The organism is Arthrobacter sp. 01N442 (assembly GCF_056399345.1).
The window spans coordinates 192,445-210,374 of sequence record NZ_JBFTRD010000004.1 but is presented as its reverse complement, the minus strand read 5'-3'; the positions used below and the strand labels follow the sequence as shown (position 1 = coordinate 210,374).

The following is a 17,930-nucleotide window of genomic DNA, read 5'->3' as shown; positions in this document are numbered from 1 at the left end:
GATCCGACAGGAATGTGGCGGATATTCTTCCGGGGCAGGCGGGACAGGCGGCCCTATGCGGCGGTGAATAGTGCACCGTCAGGGAGGGGGTCGACCGGCATCGGTGGCTCGATGCCCGAAGGCCAGCTCGCCTGCCAGCCTTCCGGAGAGTCGGGCTCGTCCTCGTCCGTGCCTTCGCTTCCGGAGTCTGGCCAGCGGGGTGGTTCCCAGTCCTGACCTTCGCTCGCGTAGGACCGGCCCGAGGGCGAGATCCAGCCCGGCGGCCGGTCCCGGGTCGCGCCCGTCGGCCTCCAGGGCGTGGTGTGTTTGAGTCGGTGGTGCTTCAGGCAGGGCTGGCCCAGGTTGCTGATGCCGGTCCCGCCGCCCTCCGACCACGCCAGCAGATGGTCCGCCTCGTTGTCCAGGGACTGGTTACCGCACCCGGGAAACGGACACCGGCCGTCCCTCAACCGCAGCCGTTGCCGCATCGGCTTCGGAATCCGATAGCTGGTCCGGCCGATCTCCAGCGGCGCCCCGCTGCGCGGATCGGTCAGCACCCGCAGAAACGACCCGGCCCCGTCGGCCACCAGCCGGCGGGCCATGCTCCCCGGAATGGGGCCGTACCCGTCCAGGGTGGCCGGTTCCTCCCCCGAGCCCAGCAGCGAGAGCACCGGAACGCTCACCAGGACCTGCGCGGCCGGCGAAGGGACGCCCTCGGCCACCCCGGCCAGGAGCCAGGACGTGGCGACATCCGCGCGCAGCTGGGTCAGGGTTCGGGTCTCGGACGGGCCCTGCAACGTGCGGGCCGCTTCCGTGGCCCGCGCCCAAGCCCCAGCCGCCGCGTCCGCCGGCAGGTACGCCGAGAGCCAGGCCATGCCGTCCCGGTCCGGAGCGAACTCCAGCCGCCGCTCGGCCGCGCCCTTGCGGTGCCGGGCTTCCAGGCTCACCGGATGGTGCCGCTCCCGCCAACTGCGCGCCTTGGCCCGGAACCTGGCCGGCACCAGCTCCCCCGCCGGGCAGCCTGTCGCGGCCAACGGGGCCTGCGGGTCCAGAAAATGGGCCTCTAGGGCCGCCGCAGCGGGAGGTTCCAGCCCGGTGGCCTCATCGCACATCACCCGCGCGTGCTGCCACGAAATACTCCCCGCCCGAAGCGCTGCCAGGGTCAGCGGCAACCGGGAGGTCAACATGGCAGCTTCGGCCACCAGCGCCGCGGCCGACCGTTCGCCCACCGTCAACACGCAGGCCACCTCGGCCGTCACGGCCATCTGCCAGGCGGTGCGCTCCTGCGGTGAGGACGCCTGTTCCGCCACGGCCCCGGCAGCGGCCACGTATGCGTCGGCGAAATGTACTTTCAGAGCGGCAAGCCGTGCCTCCAACCGGCCCACCTCAGCCAAACCGTCGAGACACGCATCCGCCTGCTCCCGCAACGGATCGGACCCCGCCCCGCCCCCGGCCGTGCGTGCGGTCCCGGACACGCCGGCATAGTCAGACAGCACGGCGACTGAGGCCTCCATGGCCTCCAATGTCTCCGCTACTGCCCGGTCGTCCATACCCACAGCATCTCAGGAGCCACTGACAATTTGGCCGCGCAAAATCAGCCGTCCAGGACCTGTCCGATCCCGAAGGTCCCCACGGAGAACATAAGCGGATTGTCGTCGGACGTGCTGACCATGGCAGTGGATAACACGAGGGCCCAGCCGCGCGCCCGGGTCCACCTGTCCTTGTCAACGAACGGTCCAAGGGCGTCACGGAAGCGCCGGCGGGCGCCGGCGTCGAACATCAACCACCCGGCGGCAAGATCCACGGCCGGATCCCCGGCGCCGACGTCGCCGAAATCGATCACGCCGGTCAGCCAGCCGGAAGCATCGAGGAGGATGTTGGCCGGGTGAAGGTCGCCGTGCAGCATCATCGGCGGACCGTCCCATGCGCCGGCCGCGCAGGCCCGTGCCCAGACTGCCTCCAGTTCCGCGGCCCGGGGATAGCGTTCCTTGTCTTGGAGCCGCTCCCGAACTGCGGTATCACGGTGCATCAGCGGCACACCGCGGACGGGGTTCACCGGGACTCCGGCGACGGCTGGAATATGGAGGGACCCGAGGAAGGCCGCAAGGCCCTCGGCGGCCAGTCCGCGATCAGGTGCCCCGGCCTCGGCTGCCGGGGCACCGGGAATCCACCGCACGATGCTCCACGGGTAGGGAAAGTCCGACGTCGGCCGGCCGGCGTGGACGGGGACCGGCACCGCAACCGGCGAGCGCTTGGCGATTCCGGGCAGGTACAGCTGCTCATGCAGGATCAGCGGCACGGCTTCGGCACGGCGGGGCAGCCGGACGGCCAGCTCGTCCCCGAGCCGGAACGTCACGTTGTCCCAGCCATTGGCGTTCCGGACCAGGGGGAGGTAGGCGAGGTCGGGGCGCTGGGCGCGGAGCAGGGAACGGACGACGGCGGCGCTGACGTCCACGGTGGCTGGGGGCATGTCCGCCATGTGAATGATCCGCCTTCCTGCCGTCGCGCGAAGCATGATGCGTCCCATGGCCGGTCGCTTCAATGTTGCGTGTACGACTGTACGCGAGGGCCGTCATTTAGCGGTCTGGCACTGAGTGTCAGTGGGCGCCCGCATGATCAGTGCATGAATTTCCCCATCCGCGCAGCGCTCCGCAGTGCCGCCGTCCCGCCCGGGCGGATCCCTTACGACATTGGCGCGCCCATCCTGCTGCTCCACACGATCCAGACCGAGGATGCCTTCGACGAGCTGATTTCCACTGGCCGACTGTTGCCCGACCCTCGCCGGGCCGAGCCGGAGTTCGTAGACGCCTACGCTTGGATGCTTCGTCAGATGAACCGGCGCCTCCCCACCCGGGGCACCGGGGCACTGTGGCTGTGGGCGAGGCAGCAGCGCCGGGATCTGATGTCCTGCTGCCGCTTGGCGCGCGGAGAAGTGCTTCTGACCTGCCGGATTCCCCGCAACCGTGTACTCCTGTCGCACTTCAGCGATTGGCATCAGGTTCTCAACGTGTCCCCCAACGTGATCCCGTTGCCGGGCGAGAGCGACGAGGCGTACGGTAACCGGCTCGACGTCGTGCTGGATGAATTGGGGTCCCGGCTCGATGCGCGCGGCGTCGATCACCGCGCGCCCAGCACGTGGCCCGATGACCTGCGGACGGAAATTGAGGCGTCCTGGGAGTCCATCTTCGAGCCTTCAAACTACGGCAGGACCGACTACTGGCAGGCGACTGTGCACGAGCTTCGGACCGAGGACGTCACGTACGCCGTCCGTCTCGAATAAGCCAGCGGGAGGGACTTCCCCGCAGCCCCTATGTCGCCCAGTCGTCGTCGCCGAACGCCCGGCCGCGGAAGTGCGCCCGGAGGTATTCGCCGACCACGGCGGCGCCCAGGTCTCCCGTGTCCGGCGCCACCACCCGGCCGTCGACCCGCCGGGCCAGCTTCTGGATGAAGCGCTCCAACCCGGGGTCGTGGCCCAACCGGAAGAACGTCGCCTGCACCCCGGCACGGCCCAGCCTGTCCAGCTCGGCGACCGTGACGCGGATGGTCTCGGCGTCCGGCGGATAGTTGAACCACGAGTCGCCGTCGGCCAGCAGATGCGCTGTGGGTTCGCCGTCGGTCACCACCAGCAGCACCGGCTGCATGGACGGGTGCATGCGGAAGAACCGGCCGGCCAGCAGCAGCCCGTGGTGCAGGTTGGTGCCCTGTTCGCGCAGCGCCGGCAGGGCCGTGAGCTCACCGATGTCCATGGACTGCGCGTACCGGCCGAACGTGATCAGCTGCAGCCGGTCGCCGCGGAACTTGGTGGAGACCAGGTGGTGCAGGGCCAGCGCGGTGCGTTTCATCGGCACCCAGCGCCCCTCCGCGGCCATCGAGAAGGAGACGTCCACCAGGAGCGCGACGGCGGCCTGGGGCCGGGCCTCGGTTTCCGTGACCTCGATGTCGTCCACGGCCAGCCGCAGTCCGCGGCGCGGGTCCCCGCCGTCGGCGATGGTGCGGCGGATCGCGTTGGTGATGGTGCGGGTGACGTCCCAGGGCTCGGCGTCGCCGAACTCCCACGGCCGGCTGGAGCCGGTCTGCTCCCCCGCGGCGCCGGCCATCCGGGTGTCCCGGCGGCCCTGCCGGCCGGAGAGCTGCTTGGCGGTGTCCCGCAACAGCGACCGGCCCAGCCGCCGCATAGCCTGTGGCGAGAGCTTCAGGTCCCCGTCGGCGCCGCGCTGCAGGAAGCCGCCGTCGTGCATGGCCTTCTCGATCTCCGCGAGCGTCCGCGCCGAGACGGCCGCATCCTGCCCCAGCTGGCGTGCCAGGGCCTCCAGGTCCAGGTCATCCAGCCGGGAGCCGTTGTAGGACTGGGAGAGCTGCTCGGCGAGTTCGTCCAGTTCGGCGAGGTCCTGCAGCACGCCGGTGCCGTCGCCGAGGCCCAGCCCCTCCTCGCCGTTGAACTGTTCGGAGCCGGACCAGTCCTCACCGGGGCGCAAGGCCTGCAGGTTCGCATCGAGTTGGCCCAGCTGTGCCATAAGCTCCGGCGAGCCGAACGCCTGGGCGGAGAGGTGCATCAGTTCCTCGCGCTGCTCAGCGGACATGGAGCGCAGCATCCGCTGGGCGGCGGCCGCGCGCTGGGCGAGCGCATCGATCAGCTCCTCCACCGACTGCGGGTTCTCCGGAAAGAACTCGCCGTGCTTGGCCATGAAGTCCGGGAAGTCCGCGTCCGTGTCCTCGCCGCGGCGGTGCTTGTCGAGCAGTTCGTTGAGGTCGCCCAGCATCTCGGCGACGGCGGCGCGGTCCTCCTCGGTGGCGCCCTCGAGCGCCTGCTTCATGCCGGCGAAGCGCTGGTCCAAGATCTCGCGGCCCAGCAGGTCCTTGATCTGCTCGTAGACTTCCCGGGCGGTGCTGGACTGCCAGTCATAGGAGGCGAGTTCGTTGACCGCCGCGGCCGTGGACTTTGGCAGGTTCTGCAGCTGCATCTCGCGGAAGGCGCGGTCCGTGTCGTCCATCCGGACGTCGCGGGCCAACTGCTTGCGCTCCTCCAGCACCGCGGTCTCCAGCAGCTTCTGGACCTCGTTCAGCGTCCCGTCCAGCTTGTGCCGGCCCAGCAGGTCCTTGCGCCGCTTCTGCACCCGGCCGGCCAGCTCGTCCAGGCCTTCCCGGTTCCGGCCGCCGCGGCGCAGGTACTCCTGCAGGGCGTGCCGCGGCGAGTACCCGGCCATCACGTCCTCGGCGACGGCGTCGAGCGCCTCCGTCAGGTCAACCGGCGGCGCGAGCGGATCGGGGCCGCCCGCGTACCGGCTGTACCGGGACCGGTGGTGAACACTCATGGCGGCCTCCTCATCCTTGGTGGCACCTAGCCGTAAACGGTGGCCTCGTCGTCGGAGTCCTTGGAGATCCGGCGGGCGAGGTAGAGGCCTTCGAGGGCCAGTTCGACGGCGGCGGCGCGCTGCCCGTCGTTGGTGGCGCCGAGCCGCTCACCGATCTCGTCGTAGAGGCTCGATCCGTTGAGCGACGGGAGGCCCTCCAGGAATTCCCGCGCGGTGACCAGTTCGCCGGTGGTGACCGTGGTGTGGCCGTCCAGCGCGGCGACGAGGTCGCCCATGTCGATCCCATGGAAGTGCGCCCGCACGGCCTCGGCGGTGGCCATCCGCAGCAGGTGGTCCAGGATGTCCTGCTCCCTGCCTTCCTCGCCGGATTCGAACTCGATCTTCCCGGCAAGGACCTCCACGGCTGCGTCGAGGTCGATGATCCGGGCGACGGCCTCGTCCTCGCCGCGCACGCTGGCCCGGCGCAGGGCCGCGGCGGCAACGGTTTCGGCGCCTGCGATCGCGAACCGCGCCGACACGCCGGACGTCTGGTTGATCGCCGGGGACTGCCGCAGCGCCCGGGTGTAGCGGGCCAGGATCTCCAGGATGACGGGCGGGACGCCGGCCACCAGGTGGCCCTCCTGCCGGATGACGGCCACCTCGTCGTCGAGCTCGATCGGGTAGTGGGTGCGGATTTCGGCGCCGAAGCGGTCCCGCAGCGGGGTGATGATGCGGCCGCGGTTGGTGTAGTCCTCCGGGTTGGCGGAGGCGACCACCAGGACGTCCAGCGGCAGCCGCAGCACGTAGCCACGGATCTGGATGTCGCGTTCCTCCATCACGTTTAGCATGGAGACCTGGATGCGCTCGGCGAGGTCGGGCAGTTCGTTGATGGCGATGATGCCGCGGTTGGAGCGCGGCACTAGGCCGTAGTGGATGGTTTCCGGGTCGCCCAGGCGGCGGCCCTCGGCCACCCGCATCGGGTCGACGTCGCCGATCAGGTCCGCGACGGAGGTGTCCGGCGTCGCGAGCTTCTCGACGTACCGTTCGGAGCGGTGCCGCCACGCCACCCGCAGCCGGTCACCCTCGGTGAGGGCCAGGGCGCGGGAGTGCTCGGTGATGGGGTCGTAGGGGTGTTCGTTCAGTTCCGAGTCCTCGATCACCGGCGACCACTCGTCCAGCAGCCCGGCCAGGGTGCGCAGCAGCCGGGTCTTGCCCTGCCCGCGTTCGCCGAGCAGGACGACGTCATGCCCGGCCAGCAGGGCGCGTTCGAGCTGGGGCAGGACGGTCCGGCTGAAGCCGTACATCCCGGGCCAGGGGTCGCGGCCGGCGGCGAGCGCGGCCAGCAGGTTGTCGCGGATCTCGCGGCGCAGGTCCTTGTGGACGTGCCCGGAGGCGCGCAGTTCACCAACAGTGAAGATTTCGGGGCGATCACTCACTCCTCCACCGTAGACCTGTACCCGGCGGGGAATCGAGGGATTTGGTGAGATTCCTGCGCATGGTGGTTGGTGCGGACGTAGGGTTGTTATCGATGGCTACAGCAACCGAATCAACTCCTCCTCCGTCGCCCGCACGTCCGGCCACCCTCCTGCTGCTGGTGCGCCACGGCCAGACGCCGACGACGGGCTCAGTCCTGCCGGGCCGGGCTCCGGGGCTGCACCTCTCCGACCGCGGTCGGGAGCAGGCCGAGCGGGTCGCGGACCGGCTCGCCGGCCTGCCGGTGGACGCCCTTTATTCCTCCCCGCTGGAGCGCGCCTGCGAGACGGCGGAGCCGACGGCGGCCCGCACCGGTTTGGCGGTGAAGCACGACGACGGGCTGCTGGAGTGTGATTTCGGCGGCTGGACCGGTTCCGCGATCGCCGATCTGGCGGCCCTGCCGGAGTGGCAGACCGTGCAGCACAGTCCGTCCCAGTTCCGCTTCCCGGACGGCGAGAGCTTCCCGGAAATGCAGGCCCGCATCGTGGGGGCGATGGAGGCGCTGTGTGCTGCCCACGCCGGCGGTGTGGTGGTGTGCTTCTCGCACGCCGATCCCATCAAGGCAGCGGTGGCGCACGCCCTGGGCACGCCGCTGGACCTGTTCCAGCGGATCATGATCAGCCCGGGCTCGGTCTCGGCCATCACGTTCGTGGAGGGCCAAGATCCCGCGGTGCACATGGTGAATTCGACGGCGGAACCACTGAGCGGGCTCCGGGCGTCATGAAGCTGCTTCCGAGGCGGGAGGGACCGTGTCCGGCCGGGAACTGACCCTGCTCACCGAGGGCAGCATCGAACTGCTCGGCCTCATCCCGCGCAGCAGCAACCAGACGTTCCTGGTCCAGGTCACCTGCGGCGAGGAGGAGGGCTATGCGGTCTACAAGCCGGAGGCCGGCGAGCGCCCGCTCTCCGATTTCGAGCCCGGGCTCTACAAGCGCGAGCGCGCGGCCTACCTGCTCAGCGAGGCGCTGGGCTGGGGCTTCGTCCCGCCGACCGTGATCCGCGGGGACGCTCCCCTGGGCGTCGGGTCGCTGCAGTGGTTCATCGAGTGCGACTTCGAGCAGCACTACTTCACCCTGTTCGAGGACGCCCCGGAGACACACGCTGAGCTGGCCCGGGTCGCTCTGTTCGACTTCGTCGCCAACAACACCGACCGCAAGAGCGGGCACGTGCTGCGCGGCGACGACGGCAGGATCTGGGGTATCGACCACGGCCTCTGCTTCTCGGCAGCCTTCAAACTGCGCACGGTGATCTGGGACTTCGCCGGGGAACCGATCCCCGATGCCCTGCTTGCGGACATCGCCCCGCTCGCCGAGGCCGTGCCTGCCGAACTGGCGGATCTGCTCGACGACGACGAGGTCACCGCCCTGCAGCGCCGCGTCCATCGAATGCTGCTCGCGGGAGCGCTGCCGGTGGACCGGACGGGCATGCGGTACCCGTGGCCGCTGGTTTAAGGGCTTTCAGGCCCCACGCCCCGGAGCGTCAGAAACCTATTGACTGAACCTCGTTGAGACCGCAACCTTTGACGTGGCTCGCATCTAGGCCCTTGGCCGAGCATGGGTTCAGCCCCTCGAAGACCGCTCGCAGTCCTCTTGATCAACAACGACCGTTTTGGGTCAGTATTTGCCGGCAGTGGACGGCCATATTCATATGGCGGTGGGTGAGTCGTGGTTTGAGACCATTCGGGGCAAGGCAAAAATGACACTTTTTCTCCTAAGTGTCGAAGACTTCGCAAACACCTCTCGGACTGCTGCATGGTCAATAACCACAACGGAATCGGTTGCGAACAGGATGCGATGCTGGCTCCCGTTTGGAGAAGTCGCTAGCGTCTCTTGTATCGCCAACCTCGCGGGCACTGACTATGCGCTGGTTGAGAGCTCATGTGCACCCAATGAGAAGAAACAGAACGCCGCATCCGAATGCACCCGTGCTATTCACGCAAAGCATGAGATTCTGGTGCCATGGAACCCGAAGGCATATTTTTCGCATACGCAGGCTATCCGCCTCTCCGAGCAGAGACTCTACGAGATGCCGTAACCTCACTCAATGAGCGCGGACTGATAGCCCGGGGCTGGGAAAGTTTGGCAATTGAGGGCCAACTGCTCATTGCCACAATATGCGAGGCGATTGACAGCTCCTCGGCTGTCGTAGCAGACGTTAGTACCATGAACAGCAATGTGCTTTTTGAAGCGGGCTACGCTTTGGGTAAAAACAAGGTTCTCTGGCTGGTCCTGGATGAAACCGATGAAGGTGCATTGCGGGTGTGGAATGACCTTTCGCTTCTCTCCACGGTTGGGCGGTTCGGTTACAACGGCAACTCGGAGGAGTTGAGTGCTCGAATATTCACCGAGCGACCGGACATGGATGAGCCAAAGCTCTTCGACACCTTGCTTGCCGGGGCCAGCGCACGTGAACCGAGCGCTATCTTTGCCCCATCCCTTCCTATCAAGACCAATGCGGCAACATCCCTGAGCAAAATGCTCGAACGAGATACCACGCTCAAGGTCCTGGGAGCGAGCGACGACTTGGGGCTCGCTCCGTTGCAGTTCTACGTCCGGGAAATCTACCGCTCATCGGCCGCCATCTTTCATCTACTCCCGCCAACCCGTGTACGGGCCAGCCAACACAATGCTAGGGCTAGCTTCTTGGCTGGCGTGGCCTACGGTTTAGACTTGCCGCTGCTCATGGTCGTTGAGAGCGGATTCGTGGCACCTCTGGATTATAAAGATCTTCTTTTTGCCTACCCGACCTCCGCCTCGCTCCAAGAGCATGTCCGGAATTGGCTTGCCAACCTGCCGAAACCAAACGGGTCTAATAAACGCCTCGGTCGCTTGGCGCTGGATATTGAACTCCCCATCCGGTCTTTTGGACAGTACGTCGCTGAGTATGAGGCAGATGATCTAAACGACTACTTCATCGAGACCAGTGAGTTCAGGGCCATACTGGACGGCAAAGCGAAAGTTTTTGTTGGCCGCAAGGGCACCGGAAAATCTGCCACGATGACTCAGGCGGTTGCCGAACTCCAGAAGGATCGTCGTAACCTCGTCGTGCCGATCAAGCCGTCCTCGTACGAGCTGACAGGGCTCTTGGAACTTTTGCAGAGACTCAGGACCACTTCGTCGTCCGACTATTTGGTCTCAAACCTATGGACCTTTCTGATTTACTCCGAGATTGCCATTCATGCCGTTCGAGCCGCACGTCTCAAACCCGCAGGAGTAGCTGAGGGGACCCCAATGCGCACTCTGGAAATTGAGCTCGAAAACCTTGGTATTAACGTGGACAGCGATTTGGCGGATCGTTTGGAAGAAGTAGTGGCAAACCTCCTCGCCCAAAGATTGGACCCGTCGGAGGATGAAAAGCAGTTCATTGCGAACGGGCTACGAGTTCATGCGCTCAACAACCTAAAGAGGTCACTTCGCGCCGCACTGCACGAGTTCGGAAGAGTGGCGGTGCTAATTGACAACCTCGACAAGGCTTGGGAGACCGGGGCCGACTACAAGCTCATGTCCAAGTTCCTACTTACCCTCTTGACTAGCAGCGGCAAGATGGAAAAGGATTTTTCCCGGAGCGACCGAGACAATGCCCCGGTCAATTTGACGTTGAGTGTTTTTCTCCGGACGGACATTTTCGATGTCATGTCCAACTTCGCCAGGGAACCCGACAAGATCGGCCAGCTGTCAGTCCATTGGGAGGATCCTGAGCTTCTCGCCCGCATCCTTGAGGAAAGATACGGCGCCAAGAAGGTGAAAAACAAACGTCACACCGGCGACCAGCTATGGAACGATGTCTTCGTCCCGGATGTAAAAGGCACACCGACTCGGGACTACATGCTGTGGCGCACGCTGCCGCGACCTCGGGACTTGATCTACTTTGCCAACGCGGCTCTCACCACTGCCATTAACAGGAAACACGAATCAATCCAGGAAGCCGATATAGTGCTGGCGGAGAGTCAGTACTCGAAGTTCGCCATAGAAGCCCTCCTCGTGGAAAGCGAAGCGGAGAGTTTTGATCTTGAAGAGATACTCTACGAGTTTGCGGGAATGGATTCAACACTGAATGAAGCAGAACTTGGTGAGGCGCTCGCGGGAGCGGACAACGCTGACGAGGTTAAATCGTGGCTGATAAAAACCTCTTTCCTGGGAATCGAGATAGCCGATGGCGATTTCGTCTACGTCGAAGGTGAAACAGCGGCCAGAAGAAAGCTGAAGGTGGCCGAGAGGCTCTCAAAGCGATCGAGCCGGCCCGTTCAGTTTAGAATCCATCCTGCTTTCCGCCACTACTTGGATGTCCGTGACGACGACCTGCATGCCCAGGAATTAGTCGATGAGACGTTAAACTGGGACACCGCGGCCATGACGCACTCATAGCAGGGTTGGTGACCATCTATGACCCGGCTGTGCCCAGCGTAGGACTGCCGAGCATGCCCCTCGATGGATAGCTGCGAATTTGGATGCCTTGGCCTCAACGGCGATTGAAATCGGACGCCCAGCCACTTCTCCGCCCTAACCACAGTCCCGTCGCGCCTCAGACCTCCGCAACCGGAGCCGCGAACTGGGCCTCGTACAGCCGTGCATACGCCCCGCCTGCCTCCAGCAGTGAGGCGTGCGTCCCCTGTTCCACGATCTGGCCGGCCTCCATCACCAGGATGAGGTCGGCGTCGCGGATGGTGGAGAGGCGATGGGCGATGACGAACGAGGTCCGGTCGGAGCGCAGCGCGCTCATGGCTTTCTGCACCAGCACCTCGGTGCGGGTATCCACCGAGGATGTCGCCTCGTCCAGGATCAGCACCGACGGCCGGGCCAGGAACGCGCGGGCGATGGTCAGCAGCTGCTTCTCCCCCGCCGAGACGTTGCCGCCTTCGTCGTCGAGCACGGTGTCGTAGCCCTGCGGGAGGGACTTCACGAAGCGGTCCACGTAGGTCGCCTTCGCCGCCTCGAGGATCTCCGCCTCCGAGGCGCCGGGCCGGCCGTAGGCGATGTTGTCCCGGATGGTCCCGCCGAACAGCCAGGTGTCCTGCAGCACCATGCCCATCCGCGAGCGCAGCTCGTGCCGCGACATCAGCGCCACGTCCACCCCGTCCAGCGTGATCCGCCCGGCGTCGAGCTCGTAGAAGCGCATCATCAGGTTCACCAGCCCTGGACTTGTCTGCTCGTCACGGCGCCGCGGACCACGTAGGCCAGGATCTTCCGCGGCAGTCGCTCGGACGGACGCTGGAGCGTGGCGGGCTCGAAAGCTGAGCCGGGACGGTATCCGGGGCTTGGCAATTCCCGCTCAGGTGATTCAGGCGACTGTGACAGGCTTGGAGGGCGGCTATTTTCTGGTCCCACTTCGTGACTCGCCGGGCAGTTATGACGGCCATAGCAGGGACCTTCGTGTCAATTAGTTCCGCAGCCCACGGGCGGAGACGGTCTAGGCGAAAGTATTAGGCGCGAAAGTAGGTGCTTCCATTGCTGATCTCAGTTCGGCAAGGGTCGGCGGGTTTGCTCCGGCCCGTCGAACGGTGATGGCCGCCGCCGCAGCTGCCGTGCGTCCCAGTTGCTCCAACACCCCGGGGGCGAAGCCGTCGGTTCGGCGAGTGAGGAGACACAGGATCAGTGCAGCCATGTAGGAGTCCCCGGCGCCTATGGTGTCCGCAACGTTGGCTTTGACAGCGGGGATAGTGATGCTTGCGGCACAGGAGGTGAATTGGGAGCCTTCAGCTCCCTTAGTTATCGCTACCAGTCCGGTGCCCAGTCGGAGGATATGGCCTGCGACTTCCTCGAGTGTTTTCCCGGGGTAGAGCCAATGGGCGTCCTCGTCGCTGAGTTTCACAACATCGGTCAGGGAGACGAGTTCTTCGAAGGTCGCTTTGGCTTCGGCATGACTGCCAAGCAGGGATGGCCTGATGTTGGGATCGTAGGTGATGGTGGAATGCTTGTGGGCTTGTTCCAGCAGGGCTTTGACGGCCGTGGCGCCAGGGTCCAGGAACGTGGCTATGGAACCTGTGTGGAGGATTTTGGGGAAGTAGGCTGGCGCTTTTGGGGGCAGGTCCCAGTAGATGTCGAAGTCGTAGGCGGCGGAACCGTCAGGCCCAAGGGTTGCTGTGGCCGTCGCTGTACGGGCGAGGGATTTTGACCCGGGCAGGAGCGTTACTCCTGCCCGGCGGAGGTGGTCTTCTATCGACGTTCCCCGTGCATCGGGCGCGATGGCCGTGAGCAGGCCTGTGGAGACGCCGAGGAGCCCGAGGCCGTAGGCGACGTTGGCCGGCGATCCACCGGGATGCTCTACCTGGCTACTCGGGGTGGTGACCACGTCGATCAGCGCTTCTCCGACAACGACCACGTCGAGGGGTTGTTGGGCATAATGCAGTGCTGCTTTGAGGTTATCCATGTTTGTCTCTCGGGCAAGTGATAGTACGGGAGCGTCTAGGTCATTCTGGCGGTCTATGGCTGTACGGAATGACCTACCGGAACGTTTCGGGTTGGGTTAAGGTGCCGCGCTGATTTCGTTGATCGTGAGGTTGCGGAAAGTGGCAGTTCCTTCGTGAGCGTAGAGACGGATGCCGTTGTCCCCTTCGAGTGGGAATACGCGATGGGAGTGCACGACTCGTCCGTCTCCCACGAACATTTCGACGCTTGTGCTGTCTACGAGGACACGAAGTGTGAGGCGCCCTGCCGAGGGGTCGACGGGCGTCTGGCTCTCGCCGCCGGTGGGGTTGATAGTGGGTCGCCGGTTGAGGTACGCGAAAGGTCCGCGGAGGAACGCACCGGCGGCGACATGCCGACCTCCGCCAGCTGCACGACAGATCTCGAGACCGATGTTGGCTGGCGGGGTCGCCGGATCCCATACGATTTCACAGGTCAGGTCGTAGGCCAGCGATCGGATATCGAGGTCGTGAGTGCCCGATACCGCGACATCACCAAGTCGGTGGCTGCGCTTGACGTAGTTGTCCAGGCCGGCTGTCGGGGATGAGACGAGATAGTAGCTTCCGACTCCCTTCTTGAGGCGGATGTCGCGCACGATCATGTCATCGCCGTTGTAAGCGTCGGTCGCCAATGTCGGAGTGTTGTGGGGGTAATCCCAGAAGTTCGCCCATCCGAGCGCCCTGCGCAGGGCGGCATCCTCTGTACCGGAGGAGTCGTGATGGGGATAGGTCACTGCTCCGTAGAAGTCATAGCCGTAATCCAGCCATTCCGGCTCGGCATGGTCAGGAGCAAAGGTGGTGCCGTTGAAGGCCCCTGTCCAATAGGCATAAGTGGCCGGCAGCCCCCTGCCCTTGCCGTTGGCGCTGGTGCCAAGAATCCAGTGGGAAGTGCCGTCGTCGGCGGTCATACGGAAAAGGTCCGGGCACTCAAGTACCCCAAGATCCGTGCGGACGAATTCGCCGACGCGCTGCCAAGAGCGCAGGTTGGGAGATGTGTAGAAGCCAAGCTTCTGCCCTTCGGCGTTGACCATGAACCACTGCCCCCGGTCCGCGTCCCAAATTACCTTCGGGTCGCGGAAGTCCTGCACACCTGGGTTTGGCAGTACCGGGGCTGTGCCACCGGGTTGGAATGTGCGCCCACGGTCCGTCGAGTACCAGAGATACTGGGCCTGACGGCCCTGTGGTGCCTGTGTAACGAGGGCTATCACGGCATTTTCACCGTAGCCGGCGGTGTTTCGTTCGTCGACGATAAGGCATCCTGACCAGCAGTCGCCGTTGTCATTGCTGAATTTGGGGATGGCGACGCCGCGGTCGCGGAAGGAGACGTGGTCGGTGGTGGTCGCACGGCGCCACGACGTACCTCCACCACCCTGAATGTAATCGCCGTTGTAGAGGTAGTAGTAGTGGTATTCGCCGTCGATGTAAATGGGCCGCTGAGGGTCGTTCTTCCAATTGTCGGGGACGCTGAAGTGATAGGTCGGGCGCATACGGGTTGGTCCTTTTGAGAGCGGCATGGCCTGCGCGGTGCCGGGACTGTTTGGGGGCGCGGCTGCCGCTGACTCGGAGAATGTAGTGGAAAGCGCGAGTGACCCGGTGAGGGCAACGGCTCCACTTCCGGTCAGGAGTGCACGCCGGGAGACGGCGGGGGAATCTTCCATGGTTCCCTTTCGGTGGGCAGCTTCGGTGCTTCGGCTGCATGGATGATGATGTTTTTGGGCAGTGCAGGTCCTCATTTGGCTTGAATCTGAGGGGATCCTGCTAAGACAGAGTGGTTGACCCGTTCGTGGAACAGGATTTTCAGAGAGTTTCCCCGTCTGCAGGTTGTGGTTTCGGCAGGGGTTCTGTCGCCAGGGCATGGCCGCTGGCGCCAGCGCGTGGACGGTAGAGGTGGCAGCGGACCCAGTGGCGGTTGAGGGGGTCACCCACCTGATGCCGGACGGGTTCCTCAGATGAGCAGGGCTGATGGGGGTCATTTGCGAAGTCGCAGGCGGTGGAAGCCATGACGGCCTGCCTGAGCTTGGCGCGGTGAACTGGGTCGTATGACCCGGCCCGGGATGGGTCCGGGACCGCTGAGACCAGCAACTGTGTGTAGGGGTGGGCCGGATTGGCCAGCAGGTCCAGTGATTCGCCCTCTTCAACGATCTCGCCGGCGAACATGACGGCGGTCCGGTCCGCGAGGTACCGGGCGGACGCGAGATCGTGGGTGATGTAGAGCATGGAGATGCCCTGCTCATCGCGAAGTTTCCGCATCAGGTTTAGCACCCCGATGCGGACCGATACGTCCAGCATGGACGTTGGTTCGTCGGCGAGGATGACTTCTGGTTCGACGGCGAGCGCGCGCGCGATAGAGACTCGTTGACGTTGCCCGCCGGAGAGCTCATGGGGGTAGGAGTTGAGCATGTCGGCCTGAAGCCCCACGGTGGTCAAGAGCTCTTCAAGGCGGCGCGTGGTCTGCTCTTCGGAACCGCGCTGGCCGGTGCCGCCTTTGCCGTGGATCGCAAGGGACCGTCGGAGGAAGTGCTCGATCCGGTGTGCGGGGTTTAGGGAGCCGAAGGGGTCTTGGAAGACCATCTGCAGCTGTGATCGGAACATGCGTGAGGCCTGGAAACGGTCTCTTTTGAGGACGTCGACGCCGTCGAGCAGGATGGCGCCTTCGCTGGGTTTCTCGAGCCGGGCCACACAGCGGGCCAGGGTGCTCTTGCCCGACCCGGATTCCCCGACCAGTGCCACGATTTCCCCACGGCCGATGGTCAGGTCGACGCCGTGCAATGCCCGGACTGCCTGGTTGGAGAATAGGCCGCCGATGCGGAAGGACTTACCCAGTCCCCGCACTTCAAGAGCCGGCGTCTGGGGTGAAGTGTCCGGCCTTGCCGCGGAGTGTGCGGTCTGGTTCATTGTGCTGCTCCTTCTAAAACGGCGGCTTCGGCGTCGGCATCAAATGGGGCCACGAAGTGGCCCGGAGCGACTTCGGCGAGGTCCGGGATATTCTGGAACTTCACGCCTTCGGGCAGGCCTTTGAGTGGAACCCGTGGGCCGGTAAGCGGCGGAAACGCGCCCATGAGGGCCCTGGTATAGGGGTGCCCGGGCGTGGTGTAGATGTCGTGGGCTTTTGCGGTCTCCACGATCCGGCCGCCGTACATGACGGCCATGCGGTGCGAGAGTTCCACCATCAGGGACATGTCGTGGGTGATGAACAGGACGGAGAATCCCAGTTCGCGCTGGAGGTCCTTGATCTGGGCCATGATCTCCTGCTGCACCACCACGTCCAGCGCGGTGGTGGGCTCGTCCAGAATCAGGAGTGATGGCTTCAGTGCTACGGCCATGGCGATGACGGCGCGTTGCCGCATCCCCCCGGAGAGTTGATGCGGATACGACTTGAGGCGGGCCGGATCGATTCTTACGAGCTCCAGCAGCTGTGCTGCGCGTCGAAGGGATTCTTTACGGGAGTAGCCGGCGTGTGTGGTGAAGATGTCTGCCATCTGTTCCCCGATGGTCAGCACCGGGTTCAGCGAGTTCATGGCGGATTGGAACACCATGGCAACGTCCTGCCAGCGGAAACGACGCAGCTCATCCTGGCTCATGGCCAGGACGTCCTTGCCGCCGAAGGAGATGCTGCCGGCGGTGATCTTCGCCGGATCCTTGAGCAGACGCATGATTGAGTTGGCGATGGTTGATTTTCCGCAACCGGATTCACCGGCCAGCCCGAACACCTCACCTACGCCGATGCTGAAGGAGACGTTGTCCACGGCAGTGGTCGAGCGGGTGTCGCCAATGTACTTGACGGTGAGGTTCTTGACGTCGAGGACTGCTTCGTGGGAGCCGAAGGAGACTTGAGAGACAGTCACTTTGCGGTGCTCCTTTCGGTGGTGGCGGGCTTGCGGATCTTCCGCAGCCGCGGATTGGTTACTTCGTCGACGGCGTAGTTGACCAGGGCCAGGGCGAAGGCCACCAGTGCAATGCAGAGGCCGGAAGGGACAAATACCCACCAGCTCCCGGTGAGCAGGGCACCTTCGTTTCCGGCCCAGAAGAGGTTGTTGCCCCAGGAGACGGTGCTGACGTCTCCCAGCCCAAGGAATTCGAGGCCGGCCTGGGCACCGATACCGTAGATGACGCAGGCAAGCAGCGTGCCCATCACGATCGAGGCCATATTTGGCAGAATTTCGCGGAACATGATCCGCCCGGCGCTCTCACCTGATACGACGGCGGCGGCCACGAAATCCTTGGAGCGGATGGACAGGGCCTGTGACCGGAGGACGCGCGCTGATCCTGCCCATCCCGTGACCGTGAGTACCAGGATCACGGTGCCCAGCCCCGGCGGCAGGAAGGCAGCCAGGATGACGAGCAGCGGCAGTCCGGGAAGGAGGAGGAAGACGTTGGTCAGCAGCGACAGCGCTTCGTCGATAAATTTGCCGAAATAGGCCGATGCCAGTCCTACCAGAATCCCGATAAAGGTGGACGCGAACCCGACTGTAAGGCCTACCAGCAGGGAACTTCGGGAGCCGTAGATGGTCAAGGCGAGCACGTCCTGGCCTTTGGCGGTGGTTCCGAGCCAGTGCTCAGCGTCCGGTTCCAGCGAGGCCATGCCGGTGATCCGGGAGGGGTCGCCGGGGAACAGTACCGGCGCGGCCAGCGCCAGCACGATGAAGACGAGCATGATGGCCATGCCTGTCATGGCCTTCTTGTTGGTAATAAGTCCGTGGATGAAACCGCGGTTGGTTTTGCGTGCAGCTTTTGGTTCGATCGGCTGCTGGAGGATAACGCTGGTCATGGTCGGTCCCTTGGTTACT

The 17,930-nt window shown here is 64.7% G+C and carries 13 protein-coding genes and 1 pseudogene; 4 read left to right on the top strand and 10 right to left on the bottom strand.

Features of this window, described 5'->3' with window-relative positions; genetic code table 11:
* Positions 1–53 precede the first annotated feature (53 nt).
* Together AC1DNC_RS08315 and AC1DNC_RS08310 are read right to left on the bottom strand one after the other, a co-directional pair.
* Complete coding sequence (locus AC1DNC_RS08315; RefSeq protein ID WP_476862093.1) at positions 54–1,529, bottom strand: HNH endonuclease signature motif containing protein; 1,476 nt, start codon at positions 1,527–1,529, stop codon at positions 54–56.
* Between the two features lie 44 nt (positions 1,530–1,573).
* A complete protein-coding gene (locus AC1DNC_RS08310; protein WP_476862092.1) occupies positions 1,574–2,449 on the bottom strand; it encodes an aminoglycoside phosphotransferase family protein in 876 nt (291 codons plus the stop codon).
* Positions 2,450–2,602: 153 nt separating this feature from the next.
* On the opposite strand from AC1DNC_RS08310, the gene AC1DNC_RS08305 reads away from it, so the two are divergent.
* The gene (locus AC1DNC_RS08305) at positions 2,603–3,259 is read left to right on the top strand and encodes a DUF3841 domain-containing protein (RefSeq protein ID WP_476862091.1); all 657 of its coding nucleotides are present in this window, start codon (positions 2,603–2,605) and stop codon (positions 3,257–3,259) included.
* A 28-nt stretch (positions 3,260–3,287) separates the two neighbouring features.
* On the opposite strand, the gene AC1DNC_RS08300 is transcribed toward AC1DNC_RS08305, so the two are convergent.
* Both AC1DNC_RS08300 and AC1DNC_RS08295 read right to left on the bottom strand, forming a co-directional pair.
* Positions 3,288–5,291, bottom strand: a complete 2,004-nt coding sequence (locus AC1DNC_RS08300) for a vWA domain-containing protein (protein WP_476862090.1) — start codon at positions 5,289–5,291, stop codon at positions 3,288–3,290.
* A gap of 26 nt (positions 5,292–5,317) precedes the next feature.
* Positions 5,318–6,706: a sigma 54-interacting transcriptional regulator gene (locus AC1DNC_RS08295; protein WP_476862089.1), complete on the bottom strand. Its 1,389-nt coding sequence runs from the start codon at positions 6,704–6,706 to the stop codon at positions 5,318–5,320.
* A 92-nt stretch (positions 6,707–6,798) separates the two neighbouring features.
* Between AC1DNC_RS08295 and AC1DNC_RS08290 the strand changes: the two genes are divergently transcribed.
* The 3 genes from AC1DNC_RS08290 to AC1DNC_RS08280 all read left to right on the top strand — a co-directional run bounded on the left by AC1DNC_RS08290 (position 6,799) and on the right by AC1DNC_RS08280 (position 11,107).
* Positions 6,799–7,467 carry an MSMEG_4193 family putative phosphomutase gene (locus AC1DNC_RS08290; protein ID WP_476862088.1) on the top strand — a complete coding sequence of 223 codons (669 nt, stop codon included), beginning with the start codon at positions 6,799–6,801 and terminating at the stop codon, positions 7,465–7,467.
* Positions 7,468–7,492: 25 nt separating this feature from the next.
* Positions 7,493–8,194 carry an SCO1664 family protein gene (locus tag AC1DNC_RS08285; RefSeq protein WP_476862087.1) on the top strand — a complete coding sequence of 234 codons (702 nt, stop codon included), beginning with the start codon at positions 7,493–7,495 and terminating at the stop codon, positions 8,192–8,194.
* 507 nt (positions 8,195–8,701) lie between these two features.
* Positions 8,702–11,107: a P-loop ATPase, Sll1717 family gene (locus tag AC1DNC_RS08280; protein ID WP_476862086.1), complete on the top strand. Its 2,406-nt coding sequence runs from the start codon at positions 8,702–8,704 to the stop codon at positions 11,105–11,107.
* Between the two features lie 157 nt (positions 11,108–11,264).
* Here the strand turns inward: AC1DNC_RS08280 and AC1DNC_RS08275 are convergent.
* From AC1DNC_RS08275 to AC1DNC_RS08250, 6 genes and pseudogenes are all read right to left on the bottom strand, one after another.
* Positions 11,265–11,873, bottom strand: a pseudogene (locus AC1DNC_RS08275) (ABC transporter ATP-binding protein); the annotation flags it as partial.
* A 276-nt stretch (positions 11,874–12,149) separates the two neighbouring features.
* Positions 12,150–13,109: a PfkB family carbohydrate kinase gene (locus AC1DNC_RS08270; RefSeq protein WP_476862085.1), complete on the bottom strand. Its 960-nt coding sequence runs from the start codon at positions 13,107–13,109 to the stop codon at positions 12,150–12,152.
* A 96-nt stretch (positions 13,110–13,205) separates the two neighbouring features.
* The gene (locus AC1DNC_RS08265) at positions 13,206–14,630 is read right to left on the bottom strand and encodes a glycoside hydrolase family 32 protein (RefSeq protein WP_476862084.1); all 1,425 of its coding nucleotides are present in this window, start codon (positions 14,628–14,630) and stop codon (positions 13,206–13,208) included.
* Positions 14,631–14,940: 310 nt separating this feature from the next.
* Positions 14,941–16,038: an ATP-binding cassette domain-containing protein gene (locus tag AC1DNC_RS08260; protein ID WP_476862083.1), complete on the bottom strand. Its 1,098-nt coding sequence runs from the start codon at positions 16,036–16,038 to the stop codon at positions 14,941–14,943.
* Entirely contained in the window at positions 16,035–16,988 is a 954-nt protein-coding gene (locus AC1DNC_RS08255) for an ABC transporter ATP-binding protein (protein WP_476862082.1), read from the bottom strand. The genes AC1DNC_RS08260 and AC1DNC_RS08255 overlap by 4 nt, the downstream gene beginning before the upstream one ends.
* Complete coding sequence (locus AC1DNC_RS08250) at positions 16,985–17,911, bottom strand: ABC transporter permease (RefSeq protein WP_476862081.1); 927 nt, start codon at positions 17,909–17,911, stop codon at positions 16,985–16,987. The genes AC1DNC_RS08255 and AC1DNC_RS08250 overlap by 4 nt, the downstream gene beginning before the upstream one ends.
* Positions 17,912–17,930 lie beyond the last annotated feature (19 nt).